This window comes from Pseudomonas sp. Yb2C2 (assembly GCF_052112325.1).
Classification (GTDB): domain Bacteria; phylum Pseudomonadota; class Gammaproteobacteria; order Pseudomonadales; family Pseudomonadaceae; genus Aquipseudomonas; species Aquipseudomonas marginalis.
In genome coordinates this window covers 1-18,120 of sequence record NZ_JAVAJK010000002.1, presented here as the reverse complement: position 1 = coordinate 18,120, position 18,120 = coordinate 1, and the positions used below count along the sequence as shown (strand labels likewise).

Genomic DNA, 18,120 nt, shown 5'->3' with positions numbered 1-18,120 from the left:
TGGGCCTCCTTGAGTGGTTGGAAAGTGCCGATTTTGGGCGTCGGTCGGCCTTTTGTCGCCGGTTGATTTGCCGTCGGGCGCAGGAGTCCGCATTATTGAGCCTTACTCGCCACGACGTAAGCCAAGCCATGAGTGATGACGACAAGCTGATCGACCTGAACGCCGAACGTGCCAAGCGCGTGCATGACCTGAATGACAAGCGCCTGAATGAAGTGCGCCAGGCGTTTGAACAGGCGATGCCTTTAGGCAAAGCCAAGAAAAAATCAAAGAACAAACCCAAAAAGCGTTAAAACGGCCTGCATCTATTGATGCAGGTCAGTTATTACCCTTCTTTACGCCCCGTCGCGGGCGACATTGATCCCCGTCAATTTTTCAATCCGCCTTCTCCATTAACTTAGCCCTATCGCAACAAGGCAAGTGCAGGAGGCCGGTCATGTTTATCGATAATGTGGTATTCGCCGGAGTGCTGACTGTAAGCCTCATGGTGCTGTTTTTTGTAGGGTTTGGATTTTTTATCTGGAAAGACGCGAACAAGCGTAAAAAACCTTAGGTCTTTCCGGGTTACATGAGCACGCAAGGCATTTTGGGCGACTTCGGTCGCCCTTTTTTTTTGGGTGTTCATTTCAGGTCCATAAAAAAAGGTGCGGTCCTCACAGAGGCCGCACCTTTTTTGTCAGCGCCTGGCTATCAGTTGCCCAGTGCCTTGGAGGCCAGCCAGAACAAGCCGGCCGAGAGGCCTACGGTCGCAGGCAGGGTCAACACCCAAGCCATCAGGATGGTCTTGACCGTGCCACCTTGCAGGCCGCTCTTGTTGGCGACCATGGTGCCCGCCACGCCGGAAGACAGTACGTGGGTAGTGGAGACCGGCAGGGCGAAGATATTGGCAAAGCCAATCATCGTGGCGGTGGTGATCTGTGCCGACATGCCCTGGGCATAGGTCATGCCCTGCTTGCCGATCTTCTCACCGATCGTCAGTACCACACGCTTCCAGCCCACCATGGTGCCCAGGCCCAGGGCCAGTGCGACCGCGAGGATCACCCAGAACGGCGCGTACTCGGTGGTGGCGGTCAGGTCTTTGCGTAGCTTGTCGAGGTCGGACTTCTCACGCGCTTCCAGGCCCGGCAGCTTGCCGACTTTTTTCGCGGTGTCGTCCAGGCACAGCAGGTAGCGGCGCACTTCGATGCGGTGATCGGCACTCAGGGAATGGTAATCGGAGACGCCTTTCAAGGTATCCAGCAAGGCATTGATGGTGGGTTCGGTCTGCTGCGGGTTGCAGCGGAACTTGCCCGGCAGGTCGTCTTTCACGCTTTTGCCCAGGGCCAGGAACTCACCCAGGGTCTCGTGGTTGCGCTGGTAGAACTGGTTAAGGTGCAGCGTGGCGTCGCGAGTACGCTCGATCTGGTAGGTGGTGCTGCCCAGGTCGAGTACGAACTGCGCCGGCACGATACCGATCAGCACCAGCATGATCAGGCCGATGCCTTTCTGGCCATCGTTGGAGCCGTGCACGAAACTCACGGCCATGGCCGAAATCACCAGGACCAGGCGGTTCCAGAACGGCGGGTGCTTCTTGTCGTCGAGCTTGCGGCGCTGGTCCGGGGTCTTGTGCATCTTCGACAACGGGCGCCACCATTTCAGGCCGATCAGCACCAGGGCTGCGACCAGGAAGCCGGCCATCGGCGAGAACACCAGGGACGCGCCGATATCGACGGCCTTCTGCCAGTTCACACCGTCAGCCAGGGGGATGTCGTTGATCAGGGCATTGGCCAGGCCGACACCGAGGATCGAACCGATCAGGGTGTGGGAGCTGGAGGCGGGGATACCGAAGTACCAGGTGCCCAGGTTCCAGGTGATCGCCGCGGCTAACAACGAGAAGACCATCGCCAAGCCATGGCCGGTGTTCACATTGATCAGCAACTCCACGGGCAGCAGGTGCACGATGGCGTAGGCGACACCGACACCACCGAGCAACACGCCGAGGAAGTTGAACACCCCGGAGAAGAACACGGCCAGATGCGGCGGCATGGCTTTGGTATAGATGACTGTGGCCACCGCGTTAGCGGTGTCATGAAAGCCATTGATGAACTCGAAGGCGAGGACAAAGGCCAGGGCGAGCAACAGGCTCACGAGAACCCAAGCATCCAGTCCGCTGAATAAATCGATCATGAAGGTTTTCTGACCCGGTCGTAAGGGGGCGCGATTATGCCAGAAAACCTCGGTAATCGATGCACTAGCTGCTCATCGGTATCAATCTTCATCGAATCGCCATGGGCGAAAGCTGGCGATCCCAGGGTTTTCGGGGCTTTGGCAAGTCTTTGATTTATAAAGCACAGGGCTGAAAGGACAGGGTTTTGTCACCAAATCGTCATGCCTGAAACATTTGTATGAAATTTTACAGACGATGGTGGGATTCAGGTCGGCTGGAGGATGGCTAAATGGCATCGCTGCAGGCAGGGCCCTGGACTCGCTCCGAAGCGCTTATGGCTCTTCGGCCTTGAGTTCCTGTTCAATCTTTTGGATTTCCTGGGCAAATGCCTGGTCGAGCAGGCTGGCTCGCTTGCGCCATGGTTTGCGTTCAGGTTCAGGCTGGGCGGCATAGGTGGTGACTTCCCCGCCGTAAACGTCCTTGTAACGTTGCTCCTGGCGCTCAAGTTCCGCGCGCAGTTCATCTTTCGTCACGTTGTTACCTAATTGAGTTGGGTGTAAGTACATGGCAGTGTTTGGCCTGAATGTCGCCCTCGGGTTGTTCCAACTTGAACCCACGAAGTGTTCAAGTTTGAATGAAAACGGGAGGCCACTGTTGGGCGGTCATTCCAGGCAGGTAGTTGCGATTGTCCATGCACGACCTGTGCATGGTTTGGCGAGTACCAGCCTCAATATGAAACCGGGCTCTCCTCCGCACAGGATGCATTATAGCGGCGCATTTGAATAACACTATCGGCATAAAGTTAAAAAGCGTCAACTTTGTGTGAGTGTTTTGTTACGTCGACGCGTCAGTATTTGCTGAAATTCTGGCGTCATAAACTCAACAAGGAAACAAGCTATTAAATTAACGGCTTAACATCGCCGGGGACGTGGTTGATAGATCGCCCTCAGGCGTAGCGCTAAATTGCGATAATCGCATGATTGTCCGATAATCGCCCAATGTTGCGGGGCCTGCCTTGTGCATCACGGCCGGCCCGGCTTGTAATAGCAGCCCAATCCCCTGCGGTTGACAATAAGAGAAAGGAACCTGGCATGAACGATCAATTGCGCAACTCTTTCGCGTCAGTGGCGCCGCCGATCGTTGCCTCGCCGGCCAAGCGTATCCAGGCGTTTACCGGTGACCCCGACTTCATGACCTCCCTGGCTCGCGGCCTAGCCGTGGTGCAGGCGTTCCAGGAGCGCAAGCGCCACCTGACCATCGCCCAGATCAGTCACCGCACCGAGATCCCCCGCGCCGCCGTACGCCGTTGCCTGCATACCTTGATCAAGCTCGGCTACGCCACCACCGATGGGCGCACCTATTCATTGCTGCCCAAAGTCCTGACCCTGGGGCATGCCTACCTGTCCTCCACGCCATTGGCGGTATCGGCCCAGCCTTATCTGGACCGTATGAGCGAGCAACTGCACGAAGCCTGCAACATGGCCACCCTCGAAGGCGACGACATCCTCTACATCGCCCGTTCAGCCACCACCCAGCGCCTGATTTCCGTGGACCTGTCGGTGGGCGGACGGTTGCCGGCCTATTGCACCTCCATGGGCCGCATCCTGCTCGCGGCATTGGATGACGCCTCGCTGCAGGACTACCTCGACCATGCCGACCTGCAAACCAAGACCAGCCGCACCCTGACCACCCCTGAAGCCTTGTTCGAATGCCTGCAACAAGTGCGTCAGCAGGGCTGGTGCATTGTCGACCAGGAACTGGAACAGGGCCTGCGCTCCATCGCCGTGCCGGTGTATGACGCGTCCGGCCAGGTGCTGGCGGCGCTCAATGTCAGTACTCACGCTGGACGGGTCAGCCGCAGCGAGCTGGAGCAGCGTTTCCTGCCGAGCATGCTCAGTGCCAGCCGTGAGTTGAGTGCGCAGTTGTTTGCCTAAGGTGTTCGGTGACCGCACAGATCCCCGCTTGATCAATTGACGATGTTTCCCCCGGCTTATTACTGTGCGGCAGCGCTCTTGAGGGCGCCCCAATAATAATGACGGCCCCAGGCCGTTGGCCCGCCATCGGTGTGGAATAAGAATAATGAATCAGCCTTCTGTCGGTACCACCCTGGACGTGCAGTCCTTTATCAACACCCAGCCACTGTCCCGTTACCAGTGGCGCGTGGTGATCCTGTGTTTCCTCATTGTTTTCCTCGATGGCCTCGACACCGCCGCCATGGGCTTTATCGCGCCCGCGCTGTCACAGGACTGGGGCATCGACCGCGCCAGCCTTGGCCCGGTGATGAGCGCTGCGTTGATCGGCATGGTATTCGGCGCCCTGGGTTCCGGACCGTTGGCTGACCGTTTCGGGCGCAAGGTTGTGCTGGTGGGCGCGGTGCTGGTGTTTGGTGCGTTCAGCCTGGCCTCGGCCTACAGCAGCAGCGTGGATCAATTGCTGGTGCTGCGTTTTCTCACCGGGCTGGGCCTGGGTGCCGGCATGCCGAACGCGACGACCCTGCTCTCCGAATACACCCCTGAACGCCACAAGTCGCTATTGGTGACCAGCATGTTCTGTGGTTTCAACCTGGGCATGGCCGGTGGCGGGTTTATCTCGGCCAAGCTGATCCCGGCGTTCGGCTGGCACGCCTTGTTGATGATCGGCGGCATCCTGCCGTTGATCCTGGTGGTGGTGCTGATGCTGTGGCTGCCGGAGTCGGCGCGTTTCCTGGTGGTGCGCAACCGAGGCACCGACAAGGTGCGCAAAACGCTGTCGCCCATCGAACCCTCTATTGTTGCCCAGGCCACCGCCTTCAGCGTGCCCGAACAAAAAACCGTCAAGGCGCGCAACGTGTTCGCGGTGATTTTCTCGGGCACCTACAGCGTCGGCACCTTGCTGCTGTGGCTGACGTACTTCATGGGCCTGGTGATCGTGTACCTGCTGACCAGTTGGCTGCCGACCCTGATGCGCGACAGCGGCGCCAGCATGGAGCAGGCTGCGTTTATCGGCGCGCTGTTCCAGTTTGGTGGCGTATTGAGTGCCGTCGGCGTGGGATGGGCGATGGACCGGTTCAATCCCCATAAGGTCATCGGCACTTTCTACCTGCTGGCCGGGGTGTTTGCCTACGCGGTCGGGCAGAGCCTGGGCAATATCACCCTATTGGCCACCTTGGTGCTGGTCGCCGGGATGTGCGTCAACGGTGCGCAATCGGCGATGCCGTCCCTGGCCGCGCGCTTCTACCCAACCCAAGGCCGCGCCACCGGCGTGTCGTGGATGCTCGGCATCGGCCGTTTCGGCGCGATCCTCGGCGCGTGGATGGGCGCCACCTTGCTCGGCCTGGGCTGGAACTTCGAGCAGGTGCTCACCGCCCTGGTCATTCCGGCCGCTTTGGCCACAGCAGCCGTGGTCATCAAAGGCATGGTCAGCCATGCGGATGCGACCTGAGATCAATCGATAGCCTGCCAACAATCCGTTCGATAATCGAACGCTGAGTCGATTATCGGATTGTTTGGCCGATTTCCCCGGCTTAATCTTCAAGCACTTCGGCGCCACCTCAGCGCCTTTTCGATCCACACCGGGAGCCCAACCCCATGGCTGAAATTCTTGCGCTGCGTGACGCGGTGAAGCAATTCGTGAACGACGGCGACACTGTCGCACTGGAAGGCTTCACCCATCTGATCCCTACGGCAGCGGGTCATGAAATCATTCGTCAGGGCAAGAAAGACCTGACGCTGGTGCGTATGACGCCTGACCTGATCTACGACCAGTTGATCGGTGCCGGGTGTGCGCGCAAGCTGATTTTCTCCTGGGGCGGTAACCCGGGTGTAGGTTCCCTGCATCGCCTGCGTGACGCGGTCGAGAAGCAATGGCCGCAACCGTTGGAAATCGAAGAACACAGCCACGCCGACCTTGCCAATGCCTACGTCGCCGGCGCATCGGGCCTGCCGTTCGCGGTGCTGCGCGCCTACGCGGGTTCCGACTTGCCCAAGGTCAACCCGCTGATTAAGACCGTGACGTGCCCGTTCACCGGTGAAGTGCTGGCAGCGGTACCGTCGGTGCGTCCGGACGTCACCGTGATCCACGCGCAAAAGGCTGATCGCAAGGGCAACGTGTTGCTCTGGGGCATTCTTGGGGTGCAGAAGGAAGCGGCCCTGGCGGCCAAGCGCTGCATCGTCACCGTGGAAGAAATCGTCGATGACCTGAACGCGCCGATGAACAGCTGCGTGCTGCCGACCTGGGCCCTCACTGCGGTGTGCCACGTACCCGGTGGTGCCCATCCGTCCTACGCCCACGGCTACAACGAGCGTGACAATCGCTTCTACCAGGCGTGGGACCCCATCGCCCGCGACCGTGGGACCTTTACCGCCTGGATGGATGAATACATCCACGGCACTGCCGATTTCAGTGAATTCCAGGCCAAGCTGACCACGCAGCAGGAGGCCAAGTAATGGCTTACTCGACCAATGAAATGATGACCGTCGCCGCCGCGCGCCGCCTCAAGAACGGCTCCGTGTGCTTTGTGGGCATCGGCCTGCCGTCCAAGGCCGCCAACCTGGCGCGCCTGACTTCGTCGCCGGATGTGGTGCTGATCTATGAGTCCGGCCCGATTGGCGCCAAGCCCAGCGTATTGCCACTGTCGATCGGTGATGGCGAGCTGGCGGAAACCGCCGACACCGTGGTGCCGACCGGCGAGATTTTTCGCTACTGGCTGCAGGGCGGGCGTATCGACGTGGGCTTCCTCGGTGCCGCGCAAGTCGACCGTTTCGGCAACATCAACACCACGGTGGTCGGTGATTATCATCAACCCAAGGTGCGCCTGCCGGGCGCCGGTGGCGCGCCGGAAATCGCCGGCTCGGCCAAGAGCGTATTGATCATCCTCAAGCAGTCGTCCCGTTCGTTTGTCGACAAGCTGGACTTCATCACTTCGGTCGGCCACGGCGAAGGTGGGGATTCGCGTAAACGCCTGGGTCTGCCGGGTGCCGGTCCTGTCGGAATCATTACTGACCTGTGCATCATGGAACCGGAAGAGGGCACCCACGAATTCGTGGTCACCGCCCTGCACCCAGGGGTGACCCGCGAGCAAGTCGTAGCGGCCACCGGTTGGGCGGTTCGATTTGCCGAGCAGGTCAGCACCACCGCCGAGCCGACCGAGGTCGAGTTGACCGCCCTGCGTGACCTTGAAGCACGTACGGCCGCCGCCCACGGCCAAGCACCGGGAGAAGCCTGATGCGCGAGGTGTTTATCTGCGATGCGATTCGCACCCCCATCGGCCGCTTTGGCGGTGGCCTGTCCAGCGTGCGCGCCGATGACTTGGCGGCCGTGCCGATCAAGGCGCTGATCGAGCGCAACCCTTCCGTGGACTGGTCGGCCGTTGACGAGGTGTTCCTCGGCTGCGCCAACCAGGCCGGTGAAGACAACCGCAACGTCGCCCGCATGGCGCTGTTGCTGGCCGGCCTGCCGGAGAGTATTCCGGGGGTGACCCTCAACCGTTTGTGCGCCTCGGGCATGGATGCGATCGGCACCGCGTTTCGCGCCATCGCCAGCGGCGAAATGGAGCTGGCGATTGCCGGTGGCGTCGAGTCGATGTCCCGTGCGCCGTTCGTGATGGGCAAGGCTGATGCGGCGTTTTCGCGCAACATGAAGCTGGAAGACACCACCATCGGCTGGCGTTTTATCAATCCGTTGATGAAAGCCCAGTACGGCGTGGACGCCATGCCGCAGACCGCCGATAACGTCGCCGACGACTACCAGGTCTCCCGCGCCGACCAGGACGCCTTTGCCCTGCGCAGCCAGCAACGCACCGCCGCCTCCCAGGCGGCCGGATTCTTCGCCGAAGAAATCGTGCCGGTACGGGTCGCCCATAAAAAAGGCGAAACCGTGGTGGAGCACGATGAGCACCCCAGGGACACCACGCTCGAAGGCCTGGCCAAACTCAAGCCGGTCAACGGCCCGGACAAGACCGTCACCGCCGGCAATTCCTCGGGTGTGAATGACGGCGCGGCCGCGCTGATTCTGGCGTCTGCCGAAGCGGTGAAAAAACACGGCCTGACTGCCCGCGCCCGCGTGCTGGGCATGGCCAGCGCCGCTGTCGCGCCACGGGTGATGGGCATGGGCCCGGTGCCGGCGGTGCGCAAGCTGGTGGAGCGCCTGGGCCTGGCCGTCACTGACTTCGATGTGATCGAACTCAACGAAGCCTTCGCCAGCCAAGGCCTGGCGGTGCTGCGTGAACTGGGCATCGCCGACGACGCACCCCAGGTCAACCCGAACGGTGGCGCCATCGCACTGGGCCACCCCTTGGGCATGAGCGGTGCGCGGCTGGTACTGACGGCCCTGCATCAGTTGGAAAAAACCGGCGGCCGTAAAGGCCTGGCGACCATGTGCGTGGGCGTCGGCCAAGGCCTGGCCCTGGCGATTGAACGCATCTAATAAGAGAGGACTGCTCCATGAGTGACAAGCCCGGTTACCGGCGCCCGCAAGCGGGCACTCAGCCTGATTACCTGCACCCGGCCTACCAGTCGACGAACCTGCGTTCGCCGTCCCAGCCGTTGGTGTTCCTGCCCCATTCCTTGTCGGAAATCACCGGCCCGACCATCGGTGCCGAGCGAGTCAGCGAGAAGGACAACGACCTCACCGCCCAACACGACGGCGAACCGTTGGGCGAACGCATCATCATTCATGGCCGCGTGCTGGATGAAAACGGCCTGCCGATGCCGGGCATCCTCGTGGAGATCTGGCAGGCCAACGCCGCCGGTCGCTACAACCACAAGCGTGACCTGCACGATGCGCCGCTGGACCCGAACTTCACCGGCACCGGGCGCACCGTCACCGACGCCGATGGCTGGTACCAGTTCCAGACCATCAAGCCTGGGGCCTATCCATGGGGCAACCACCACAACGCGTGGCGCCCGGCGCATATCCATTTTTCGCTGTTTGGCCCGAGCGTACTGACACGCCTGGTGACGCAGATGTATTTCCCTGGCGACCCGCTGCTGGAATACGACCCGATCTACAACTGCGTACCGGATACCAGCGCCAAGGAACGCCTGATCGCCCGTTTCGACCTGGAAAAGACCATTCCTTCCTATGCCCTCGGCTACCGCTGGGACATCGTCCTGCGCGGCCGCGACGCCACGCCGATGGAGAAATGAGATGACACTCAACGCGACCACGTCCCACACCGTCGGGCCGTACTACCACATCGGCCTGACCTGGCTGAACCGCGAAGATTTGACCGTCGCCGCCACCCTCGGCGAGCGCGTGGCGATCAGCGGGCAAGTGGTGGACGGCAACGGTGATGTTGTCAACGACGCCATGCTCGAAGTCTGGCAGGCCAACGCCGCCGGCAAGTACGACCACCCTGAAGATGAGCAGGACAAGGCGCTGGACCCGAACTTCGAAGGCTTTGGCCGGGTGCCGGTGGATGCCGAAGGGCGCTTCCGCTTTACCACGATCAAGCCGGGCAGCGTGCCGGGCCTGCAAGGCACGACCCAGGCGCCGCACCTGGTGGTGCTGGTGTTTGCCCGTGGGCTGGTGAAGCACCTGCTGACGCGGATTTATTTCGAGGGCGAGGCGTTGAATGGGGATGACCCGTTGTTGGCCTGTGTGCCTGCCGAGCGGCGCGGCACGTTGATTGCCAAGCGGGATGCGGCGGGTGTACATCAGTGGAATGTGATTTTGCAGGGCACAGATAAGGAGACGGTGTTCTTCGATTATTGATCGGTAGCAGCGGTAAGTTTCAAGCTGCAAGCTACAAGGAAGAGCAGTGACCGCGTCGGTTTTTCTCTTGCAGCTTATAGCTTGCTGCTTGCAACTACCTCCGGTTGTTGCAAAGTATGTCTAGGCTATAACCGTTCCCACTGAGTGAAAAACCATGACAACAACCACCAGTCACTACACCGGAGAAGAGCGCAGCAAACGGATCTTTGCGATTGTCGGTGCCTCCTCCGGCAACCTGGTCGAATGGTTCGACTTCTACGTCTATGCCTTCTGCGCCATTTACTTCGCCCCGGCGTTTTTTCCGTCGGATGACCCCACGGTCCAACTGCTCAACACCGCTGGCGTGTTCGCTGCCGGCTTCCTGATGCGCCCCATCGGCGGCTGGCTGTTCGGCCGGGTCGCCGACAAGCACGGACGCAAGAATTCGATGATGATCTCGGTGCTGATGATGTGCGCCGGTTCCCTGGTCATCGCCTTTTTGCCCACCTACAAAGACATCGGCGCCTGGGCCCCGGCCCTGCTGCTGGTGGCGCGGCTGTTCCAGGGCCTGTCGGTGGGGGGCGAATATGGCACCACCGCCACCTACATGAGTGAAGTCGCGCTCAAGGGCCAGCGTGGGTTTTTTGCCTCGTTCCAGTACGTGACCCTGATCGGTGGCCAACTGTTGGCGGTGCTGGTGGTGGTGATCCTGCAACAGATCCTCACTGAGGAAGAACTGCGGGCCTGGGGTTGGCGGATTCCGTTCGTGATCGGTGCGATTGCCGCGGTGATTTCCCTGCTGCTGCGCCGCACCCTCAAGGAAACCACCAGCAAGGAAACCCGCGAGGACAAGGACGCCGGCAGTATCGCCGCGCTGTTCCGTGACCATAAGGCGGCATTCATCACCGTTCTCGGCTACACCGCAGGCGGTTCGCTGATTTTCTACACCTTTACCACCTACATGCAGAAGTACCTGGTGAACACCGCCGGGATGCACGCCAAGACCGCCAGTTACATCATGACCGGCGCGCTGTTCCTGTACATGTGCATGCAGCCGCTGTTCGGCATGCTGGCCGACAAGATCGGCCGGCGTAACTCAATGCTGTGGTTCGGCGCGTTGGGCACACTGTGCACGGTGCCGATCCTGCTCAGCTTGAAAACCGTCAGCAGTCCGTTCCTGGCGTTTGTGCTGATCACCCTGGCCCTGGCGATTGTCAGCTTCTACACCTCGATCAGCGGCCTGGTGAAGGCGGAAATGTTCCCGCCACAAGTGCGCGCCCTGGGCGTGGGCCTGGCCTATGCGGTGGCCAACGCAATCTTCGGCGGTTCGGCGGAATACGTGGCCCTGGGCCTCAAATCCATGGGCATGGAAAACACCTTCTATTGGTATGTCACCGGCATGATGGCGGTGGCCTTCCTGTTCAGCTTGCGTTTGCCGAAACAGGCGGCGTACCTGCATCACGATTTGTAAGGGATGAGTTATGACACTGCGCACGAGCAATCAACTGTTCGACGCTTACTTCACTGCTGACAGCATGGCCGAGGTGTTCTGCGACCAGGGACGCTTGCAGGGCATGCTCGATTTCGAAGCCGCGCTCGCCCGGGCGCAGGCCCAGGTCGGGTTGATCCCGCAGGCGGCCGTGGCGCCGATTGCCCAGGCCTGCCTGGCGTCGCTGTACGACGTGGATGCCCTCGGTGTGGCGATTGCCACGGCGGGGAATTCGGCGATTCCGCTGGTGAAGGCGCTGGGCAAGTTGATTGCCAGCGGGGATGCCGGGGCCGAACGCTATGTGCACCTGGGCGCGACCAGCCAGGACGTGATGGACACCGGGCTGGTGCTGCAACTGCGCCGGGCCCTGGGGTTGATCGAAACGGACCTGGCGCGTCTGGGCGATGTGCTGGCCGCCCAGGCCCAGCGTTATGCGACGACGCCGTTGGCCGGGCGTACTTGGTTACAACACGCGACGCCGGTCACCCTGGGGATGAAGATTGCCGGTTGGCTGGGCGCGGTGACGCGCAGTCGCCAGCGTTTGAAAGAACTGCAACCGCGTTTGCTGGTGCTGCAATTCGGCGGCGCGTCCGGGACGTTGGCGGCACTCGGTGAACACGCCATGCCGGTGGCCGAGGCGCTGGCGTCGGAGTTGCAACTGAGCTTGCCTGAACAACCCTGGCACACCCAACGCGACCGACTGGTGGAGTTCGCCTGCGTCCTGGGCCTGATCGCCGGCAGCCTCGGCAAGCTGGGCCGCGATATCAGCCTGCTGATGCAAACCGAAGCGGCCGAAGTGTTCGAGCCGTCGGCGCCCGGCAAGGGCGGTTCGTCGACCATGCCGCACAAACGCAACCCGGTGGGCGCCGCTGTGCTGATCAGCACCGCCACGCGCGTGCCCGGCCTGGTGGCGACGATGTTCAGCGCCATGCCCCAGGAACATGAACGCAGCCTGGGCCTGTGGCACGCCGAATGGGAAACCTTGCCGGAGATTTGCCGCCTGGTGTCCGGGGCCCTGAAACAAGCGCTGCTGGTGAGCGAAGGGTTGGAAGTCGACCCCGGACGCATGGCCCACAACCTCGACCTGACCCAAGGGCTGGTGCTGGCCGAAGCCGTCAGCATCGTGCTGGCTCAACGCCTGGGCCGGGAAACCGCGCACCACCTGCTGGAGCAATGCTGCAAACGCGCCGTCGCAGAAGGGCGCCACTTGCGCGCGGTGCTGGCGGACGAACCGCAGGTCACCGCCGAGTTGTCCGCCCCTGAGTTGGACCGCCTGCTCGACCCGGCCCACTACCTGGGCCAGGCGCACACCTGGGTCACTCGCGCTGTCACCGAACACTTTGCATTGACCGCCTAAGGAGAACGCTGTGGCTTTCGTACAACTCGCCGAGGGCGAACTGCATTACCAACTCGATGGCCCCCTGGACGCACCGGTGCTGGTGCTGTCCAACTCGCTGGGTACCGACCTGCATATGTGGGACATCCAGATCCCGGCGTTTACCGAGCATTTCCGGGTGTTGCGTTTCGACACCCGTGGCCACGGCAAATCCCTGGTGACCGAGGGACCGTACAGCATCGAGCAGTTGGGCCTCGACGTGATCGCACTGCTGGATGCGCTGGATATTCAGCGTGCACATTTTTGCGGGCTGTCCATGGGTGGCTTGATCGGCCAATGGCTGGGGATTAATGCCGGTGAGCGCCTGCAGCGCCTGGTGGTGTGCAACACCGCCGCCAAAATCGGCACGCCGGAGATCTGGAACCCACGGATCGAGATGGTCCAGCGTGATGGCGCGGCGGCCATGGTGGCCTTGCGCGATGCGTCGATTGCGCGTTGGTTCACCGCCGATTTTGCGGCAGCCAACCCGCACCAGGCCAAGCAGATCACCGACATGCTTGCCGCGACTTCGCCCCCAGGTTACGCGGCCAACTGCGCCGCCGTGCGTGATGCCGATTTCCGTGAGCAGTTGTCGAAGATCAAGGCGCCAACCCTGGTGATTGCCGGCACTGAAGATGCCGTCACGCCACCGGCCGGTGGTCACTTTATCCAGCACCATGTGCAGGGCGCCGAGTACGCCGAGTTCTACGCGGCGCACCTGTCCAATGTGCAGGCCGGTGCTGCGTTCAGTGATCGGGTTATCAAATTCCTGCTGGCCCGCTGAGGCCGCTGTTGTGGCAACTGGCTTGTTGTGGCAAGTGGGCTTCCTGTGGCGAGCGGGCTTGTTGTGGTGAGCGGGCTTCCTGTGGTGAGCGGGCTTGCCCCGCGTTGGGGCGCGAAGCGGCCCCAAATCAGGCGCCACGGTCTGTCTGAAATAATTCGGCGTCCGTATTGGGGCTGCTTCGCAGCCCAACGCGGGGCAAGCCCGCTCACCATAAGGAGCCCGCTCGCCACAGGTCATCGAGTTGAAATCTTATTGAACCAGGAGTTTTTTGTGGACGAGAAACAACGTTATGCCGACGGCCTGCAGGTGCGCCGCGAAGTGCTGGGCGATGCCCATGTCGACCGCAGCCTCAACGCGCTGACCGAGTTCAACAGCGAGTTCCAGGACATGATCACCCGCCACGCCTGGGGTGACATCTGGACCCGCCCCGGGCTGCCTCGCCACACCCGCAGCCTGATCACCATCGCCATGCTGATCGGCATGAACCGCAGCGAAGAACTCAAGCTGCACCTGCGCGCCGCCGCCAGCAACGGCGTTACCCGCGCCGAGATCAAGGAAGTGCTGATGCAGAGCGCGATCTATTGCGGGATCCCGGCGGCGAATGCAACGTTCCACCTGGCTGAATCAGTGTGGGACGAACTGGGGGTTGAGTCCCGCCCGCCGAAGTAACAGGCTCAGGCCAGCCTTGTCGTGTAGACCCTCTTGCGCAATGGAAGCCCCATCTCTTCTTTCAGGCCGTTTTCGGTAAATTCCCGTGGATTGGTGGTGGTTTTCGCGGTGCTGGGGTCGCCGTCGAAATCAACCGGGGGGACTGCCGTTTGCAGACCGATCGCCTGCCGCTCTATGTTGGGTTCGCGTTCCTGGTGAGTGTCGGGTGTTGCAGTTTCTCCCTTTAGATTTTGACCTGTGGCACCCGCGAATGCGTGTCCCCTCTCATGAGCGAGGCTGGTGATCGGGGGAGATCTGTCGTCATACATATACATCGGGTTGTAATTGATCGTGCCCAGGTCAGCCGTTTCTCCCGGTTCACCCTCCACGATGTAACCCAACTGTGAATCGGTCAGTGATTCGACGTCGCCGCCTGCTTGAAGATACCGTTGAATGGCTTGGGTGTTGAAGCCGTAGGTCATGTCATCACGGGTGTCCAGCTCGCGCAGGGTGACTGGCGCGTTGTTGCGTGCCGCCAATTCGTCCTCTTTCTTCAACGACTGCTGGCCTATGGGCGACATTCTCAATAGCTCCAGATCGTCTTCGACCCGCTGTCTGAACTCGGCGGAACCCTCGACCAGATAGGCTGTTTTGCCGGCGTCACTGGGCGTTACATCAAACCTGCGTGAGCTGAGCGAGCGGATCACATTATCCGAAGGTTTGGCGTAGATAACCGTGTTGTCATGGTGAGACCTCACGTTGTTATGACCTCTGCCGGTGTAAATGACCGAGCTGCCAAGACTGACCATCAGGTTGTCACCACCGCCACCGTGCATCACGGTGTGGCCATTTTTGGCGATCATGAAGTCATGACCACGACCTCCATCCATATGCACGATTCGACCGACAGGTCCTTCCAGGGCCTGCAGACGGTCATTACCATTGCCGCCATAAAGCGCACTGCTACCACTGCCCGCGACCAGCGTGTCGTTGCCTTCTCCGCCCGATGCGACTCCACGGCCCTTGCCCATTTCGATAAAGTCGTCGCCCGCGCCGCCCTTGATTTGGGTGGTACCACCACCGCCACGGGCGTAGTCGTCACCGTCTCCGAGGTCGATCCTGATGGGCGTCGTCACGTCTGGAGCCACCACCACACAGTCGTTGCCGCCGTGGGTCTTGATATACAGGGGCTGGACCATGCCCAGCTCGGGGCGATTGAGCAGCTCAAGGGTGTAGGCTTTATCGTTGACGGTAGCGAGCAGCTTTCCATCGGAGGTACGGGTGATGTTCACCCGGTCTGCACGGTTGCCGGTTTCCAATACGATTTGACTGAATATTGTGCCGACGTCGCCGTTTTGTGCGGCGCTGAATTCAACCTCCTGGGAGATTTTTACGTGTTTGTCCTGAAACAGGACCTCGCTGTTTACGTAGCTTTTGTGTCCCAGGGCGACTTCGGGAGACGGCCGGGAGGAGGGAGTCAGGGCATCGGAGTCAGGGCGTTTGTATTTGATGTGGACGGGGGGTTCTGGCGTTGCCGGTGATGGGCTGTTGGTGTAGTTCGTCAGCACGGGCATGGACGCAGAGATAGTCATGGTTGGACTCGATCGTGGTTGGCGGGCGTTCCTTTGAGTGGCGGGAGGGGAAATGCTGTTCCAAGGAAAAAGCAGTCAAACGCTGTCTTGATATTGCATGCCTTAAGAACGGCCTGGAGTTAATGGGAGTCGGCGTCCCACACCCAATTCCACACGCCCGGCAGATGCACTGCTTCATTCACGTCTTTGACCGTACGCGCCAATGCCGCGCGTTGCAGGGCGGCCGTATCGGTGTAGAACGGTTCGGCTGCGGTCTTCATGCCATTGACTCGTGCGCTGTCCAGCAGGATCTGCAGGTATTCCTGCATGTGCCGGGCGGTATAGCGGTTGATGTCGTGGAAGGTCACCACCACCGGAATCACACCGTCCACCGTCGGTAGCTCCCCCAGCGCGATGCGCTCGCGCACCACCGACAGTTGTCGATACAGGTTGGCGCGGCGCCTTGGGCTGCCATTGAAGCCCCAGATCTTGCCGTCATTGGCGCTCAGGTCGGTCAGCAGGACCTGCATGCCATGGCGCTGGTAGGCGGCGAAGGTGCGCCGGTCGTAGTTCCAGAACGGCGGGCGGACCAGCACGGGCGGCGCGCCGGTGATCGAGGCGATATCGCTCGCGCCCTGACTGAGGGTGCGTTCCAGCTCGGCATCATTCAGCCAGCGGTGGTTGGTATGAAAGGTCGTGGCAGTGTGAAAAGCCAGCACATGCCCGCCGGCGTATTCACGCTCCATCGTCTTGCGCCCCCGCGAGCTGCCGCCGGAACGCGACGATTCGGTCTGCAGGAAGAACACCGCCTTGATCCCCGGCAGCACCGGGTTGTGCGCCAGGTCGGCGATCACTGAACGGCTGGGGTTGTCGTAGCCCGAGGCGCTGGGGCCGTCATCGAAGGTCAGCAAAAAACGGATCGGCGCCTGGGCTTGCAGGCGTTGCTCGGTCTGCGCGGTCAGGGCAATGGGCGCGCCGATACAGCCGCTGAGGCTCAAGGCCAGGGCAAGCACGGCGGATGCGATGGCAAAGGATTTCATGGTGTGCGCAGGCTCGGATAAGAGGCCGCTGCTGGGCGGATCAGCAGCGGCAGGCGCGCACGATACAGTAAGTGCGGCGCCGGATTACAGCAGACTTATCGGGTAACTGACGATCAACCGGTTTTCATCGAACTCATTGTTGCTGTAGTCGCGGCGCATGCTCGAATTGCGCCAGCGCACCATAAGGTTTTTCACCACGCCGCTCTGTACGGTGTAGCCCAATTCGCTTTCGCGACCCCATTCCTTGCCGTCGGTGATGGTGCCGGTGTGCACGTTGCTGCCGCTGATATAGCGGTTCATCAGGGTCAGGCCCGGTACGCCGAGGGCGGCGAAGTTGTAGTCGTGGCGCACCTGCCAGGATTTTTCCTCGGCGTTGTCGTAACTCGAGTTGTAGCTGTCGTTGGCCAGGGTGCCGCCGCTGGTACCGTTGACGCGCATCCACGCGCTGTTGCCGGTGAGTTTTTGCAGGCCGACGTAAAAGGTGTTGCCGCCATACTTGGCCGAGAACAGACCGGACCAGGTTTTGTTGTCCAGGTCGCCGGCGCGGGCGCTGCCGTCGTCCTTGCCGTAGAAGAACCCGAGGTTGGCGCCCAGGGTCCAGTCGCCCAGGGGCTGGCTGTGGATCAGGTTGACGAACTGCTGGCTGTAGATGTCCTTGAGCTGGGCGTTCCACACGCCGACCTGGGTGCGTTTGTCGTTGAAGGCGTACTCGCCGCCCTGGAAGTTGAAGCGGTCCGAGGTGAACGCGGTTTTGCCGACCATCGACATGTCCGACATGCTGCTGTCGTCGCGCGGGCTGTTGGCGCGGAACTGGCCGCCGTACAGGGTCAGGCCGTCGATTTCCTTCGAGGTGATCTGCCCGCCGCGCAGGGTTTGCGGCAGGGAGCGGCCATCGTCGGCACGCAGGATCGGCAGCACCGGCATCCATTCGCCGACCTTCACTTCGGTCTTGGAAATACGCGCCTTGAACGCCACGCCGAGACGGCCGAATTCATCTGCAGGGCGGCCATCGTGGTCCAGCGGCAGCAATTGGGTGCCACCGGTACCGCGCCCGCCATCGAGCTTCAACGAGTACAGCCCGAGCACATCCACACCGAAACCGACGGTGCCTTGGGTAAAGCCGGACTTGGCGTCGAGGATGAAACTCTGTGTCCACTCCTGCGCGCCACCCTGGGTTTTGGTGGGGTTGGTGAAATTGCGGTTGAAGAAGAAATTACGCAGGTTGAGGTTGGCGCTGGCGTCCTCCAGAAAACCGTGTTCTTCGGCGACGACGGGCATGGCAAGACTGGCGATAGCGGTGGCCAGCAGGAGCCGGCGCGGGTGAAAGGTGCTCATGGTGGTGGACCTGTTGTTATTGGGTTTATGCAGGTGGCGGCCATGGTGCGGGGCGGTGCGGGGG

18 protein-coding genes are annotated in these 18,120 nt (G+C 61.3%); 13 read left to right on the top strand and 5 right to left on the bottom strand.

What is annotated here, in order from left to right; genetic code table 11:
* Nucleotides 1-95: 95 nt before the first annotated feature.
* Together Q8X51_RS02245 and ccoM are read left to right on the top strand one after the other, a co-directional pair.
* On the top strand, nucleotides 96-290 hold the full coding sequence (locus Q8X51_RS02245; protein WP_131697188.1) for a hypothetical protein: 195 nt from the start codon (nucleotides 96-98) through the stop codon (nucleotides 288-290).
* 143 nt (nucleotides 291-433) lie between these two features.
* Complete coding sequence (gene ccoM / locus Q8X51_RS02240) at nucleotides 434-550, top strand: cytochrome c oxidase subunit CcoM (RefSeq protein ID WP_017530457.1); 117 nt, start codon at nucleotides 434-436, stop codon at nucleotides 548-550.
* A gap of 137 nt (nucleotides 551-687) precedes the next feature.
* Here the strand turns inward: ccoM and Q8X51_RS02235 are convergent, their stop codons facing one another.
* Both Q8X51_RS02235 and Q8X51_RS02230 read right to left on the bottom strand, forming a co-directional pair.
* Nucleotides 688-2,163, bottom strand: coding sequence for an inorganic phosphate transporter (locus tag Q8X51_RS02235; protein WP_027604410.1), 1,476 nt, complete (start codon nucleotides 2,161-2,163; stop codon nucleotides 688-690).
* Between the two features lie 312 nt (nucleotides 2,164-2,475).
* Entirely contained in the window at nucleotides 2,476-2,676 is a 201-nt protein-coding gene (locus tag Q8X51_RS02230; protein ID WP_003172389.1) for a hypothetical protein, read from the bottom strand.
* 558 nt (nucleotides 2,677-3,234) lie between these two features.
* Here Q8X51_RS02230 and pcaR point away from each other — a divergent pair.
* The 11 genes from pcaR to pcaC all read left to right on the top strand — a co-directional run bounded on the left by pcaR (nucleotide 3,235) and on the right by pcaC (nucleotide 14,131).
* The gene (pcaR, locus tag Q8X51_RS02225) at nucleotides 3,235-4,077 is read left to right on the top strand and encodes a pca regulon transcriptional regulator PcaR (RefSeq protein WP_025855315.1); all 843 of its coding nucleotides are present in this window, start codon (nucleotides 3,235-3,237) and stop codon (nucleotides 4,075-4,077) included.
* Nucleotides 4,078-4,222: 145 nt separating this feature from the next.
* Nucleotides 4,223-5,563 (top strand): MFS transporter, encoded by a 1,341-nt coding sequence (locus tag Q8X51_RS02220; protein WP_065947329.1) that lies wholly within the window; start codon nucleotides 4,223-4,225, stop codon nucleotides 5,561-5,563.
* A 146-nt stretch (nucleotides 5,564-5,709) separates the two neighbouring features.
* Nucleotides 5,710-6,567, top strand: a complete 858-nt coding sequence (locus Q8X51_RS02215; RefSeq protein WP_065928284.1) for a CoA transferase subunit A — start codon at nucleotides 5,710-5,712, stop codon at nucleotides 6,565-6,567.
* Entirely contained in the window at nucleotides 6,567-7,346 is a 780-nt protein-coding gene (locus tag Q8X51_RS02210; protein ID WP_065928283.1) for a CoA-transferase subunit beta, read from the top strand. Before Q8X51_RS02215 ends, Q8X51_RS02210 begins: the two co-directional genes overlap by 1 nt.
* Complete coding sequence (gene pcaF / locus Q8X51_RS02205) at nucleotides 7,343-8,545, top strand: 3-oxoadipyl-CoA thiolase (RefSeq protein ID WP_407693370.1); 1,203 nt, start codon at nucleotides 7,343-7,345, stop codon at nucleotides 8,543-8,545. Before Q8X51_RS02210 ends, pcaF begins: the two co-directional genes overlap by 4 nt.
* A gap of 17 nt (nucleotides 8,546-8,562) precedes the next feature.
* Nucleotides 8,563-9,267: a protocatechuate 3,4-dioxygenase subunit beta gene (gene pcaH / locus Q8X51_RS02200; protein WP_407693278.1), complete on the top strand. Its 705-nt coding sequence runs from the start codon at nucleotides 8,563-8,565 to the stop codon at nucleotides 9,265-9,267.
* A 1-nt stretch (nucleotide 9,268) separates the two neighbouring features.
* On the top strand, nucleotides 9,269-9,835 hold the full coding sequence (gene pcaG, locus Q8X51_RS02195; RefSeq protein ID WP_065928280.1) for a protocatechuate 3,4-dioxygenase subunit alpha: 567 nt from the start codon (nucleotides 9,269-9,271) through the stop codon (nucleotides 9,833-9,835).
* A 154-nt stretch (nucleotides 9,836-9,989) separates the two neighbouring features.
* Nucleotides 9,990-11,285 carry an MFS family transporter gene (locus tag Q8X51_RS02190; RefSeq protein ID WP_065938827.1) on the top strand — a complete coding sequence of 432 codons (1,296 nt, stop codon included), beginning with the start codon at nucleotides 9,990-9,992 and terminating at the stop codon, nucleotides 11,283-11,285.
* A 10-nt stretch (nucleotides 11,286-11,295) separates the two neighbouring features.
* Nucleotides 11,296-12,660 carry a 3-carboxy-cis,cis-muconate cycloisomerase gene (locus Q8X51_RS02185; protein WP_065947332.1) on the top strand — a complete coding sequence of 455 codons (1,365 nt, stop codon included), beginning with the start codon at nucleotides 11,296-11,298 and terminating at the stop codon, nucleotides 12,658-12,660.
* Between the two features lie 10 nt (nucleotides 12,661-12,670).
* Nucleotides 12,671-13,462, top strand: a complete 792-nt coding sequence (pcaD, locus tag Q8X51_RS02180; protein WP_065928277.1) for a 3-oxoadipate enol-lactonase — start codon at nucleotides 12,671-12,673, stop codon at nucleotides 13,460-13,462.
* A gap of 270 nt (nucleotides 13,463-13,732) precedes the next feature.
* On the top strand, nucleotides 13,733-14,131 hold the full coding sequence (gene pcaC / locus Q8X51_RS02175; RefSeq protein WP_065928295.1) for a 4-carboxymuconolactone decarboxylase: 399 nt from the start codon (nucleotides 13,733-13,735) through the stop codon (nucleotides 14,129-14,131).
* Between the two features lie 5 nt (nucleotides 14,132-14,136).
* On the opposite strand, the gene Q8X51_RS02170 is transcribed toward pcaC, so the two are convergent.
* The 3 genes from Q8X51_RS02170 to Q8X51_RS02160 all read right to left on the bottom strand — a co-directional run bounded on the left by Q8X51_RS02170 (nucleotide 14,137) and on the right by Q8X51_RS02160 (nucleotide 18,056).
* Nucleotides 14,137-15,702: a M91 family zinc metallopeptidase gene (locus tag Q8X51_RS02170; protein WP_083244961.1), complete on the bottom strand. Its 1,566-nt coding sequence runs from the start codon at nucleotides 15,700-15,702 to the stop codon at nucleotides 14,137-14,139.
* Nucleotides 15,703-15,821: 119 nt separating this feature from the next.
* A complete protein-coding gene (locus tag Q8X51_RS02165; RefSeq protein WP_065947334.1) occupies nucleotides 15,822-16,721 on the bottom strand; it encodes a polysaccharide deacetylase family protein in 900 nt (299 codons plus the stop codon).
* A gap of 84 nt (nucleotides 16,722-16,805) precedes the next feature.
* On the bottom strand, nucleotides 16,806-18,056 hold the full coding sequence (locus Q8X51_RS02160; RefSeq protein ID WP_065928275.1) for an OprD family porin: 1,251 nt from the start codon (nucleotides 18,054-18,056) through the stop codon (nucleotides 16,806-16,808).
* Nucleotides 18,057-18,120 lie beyond the last annotated feature (64 nt).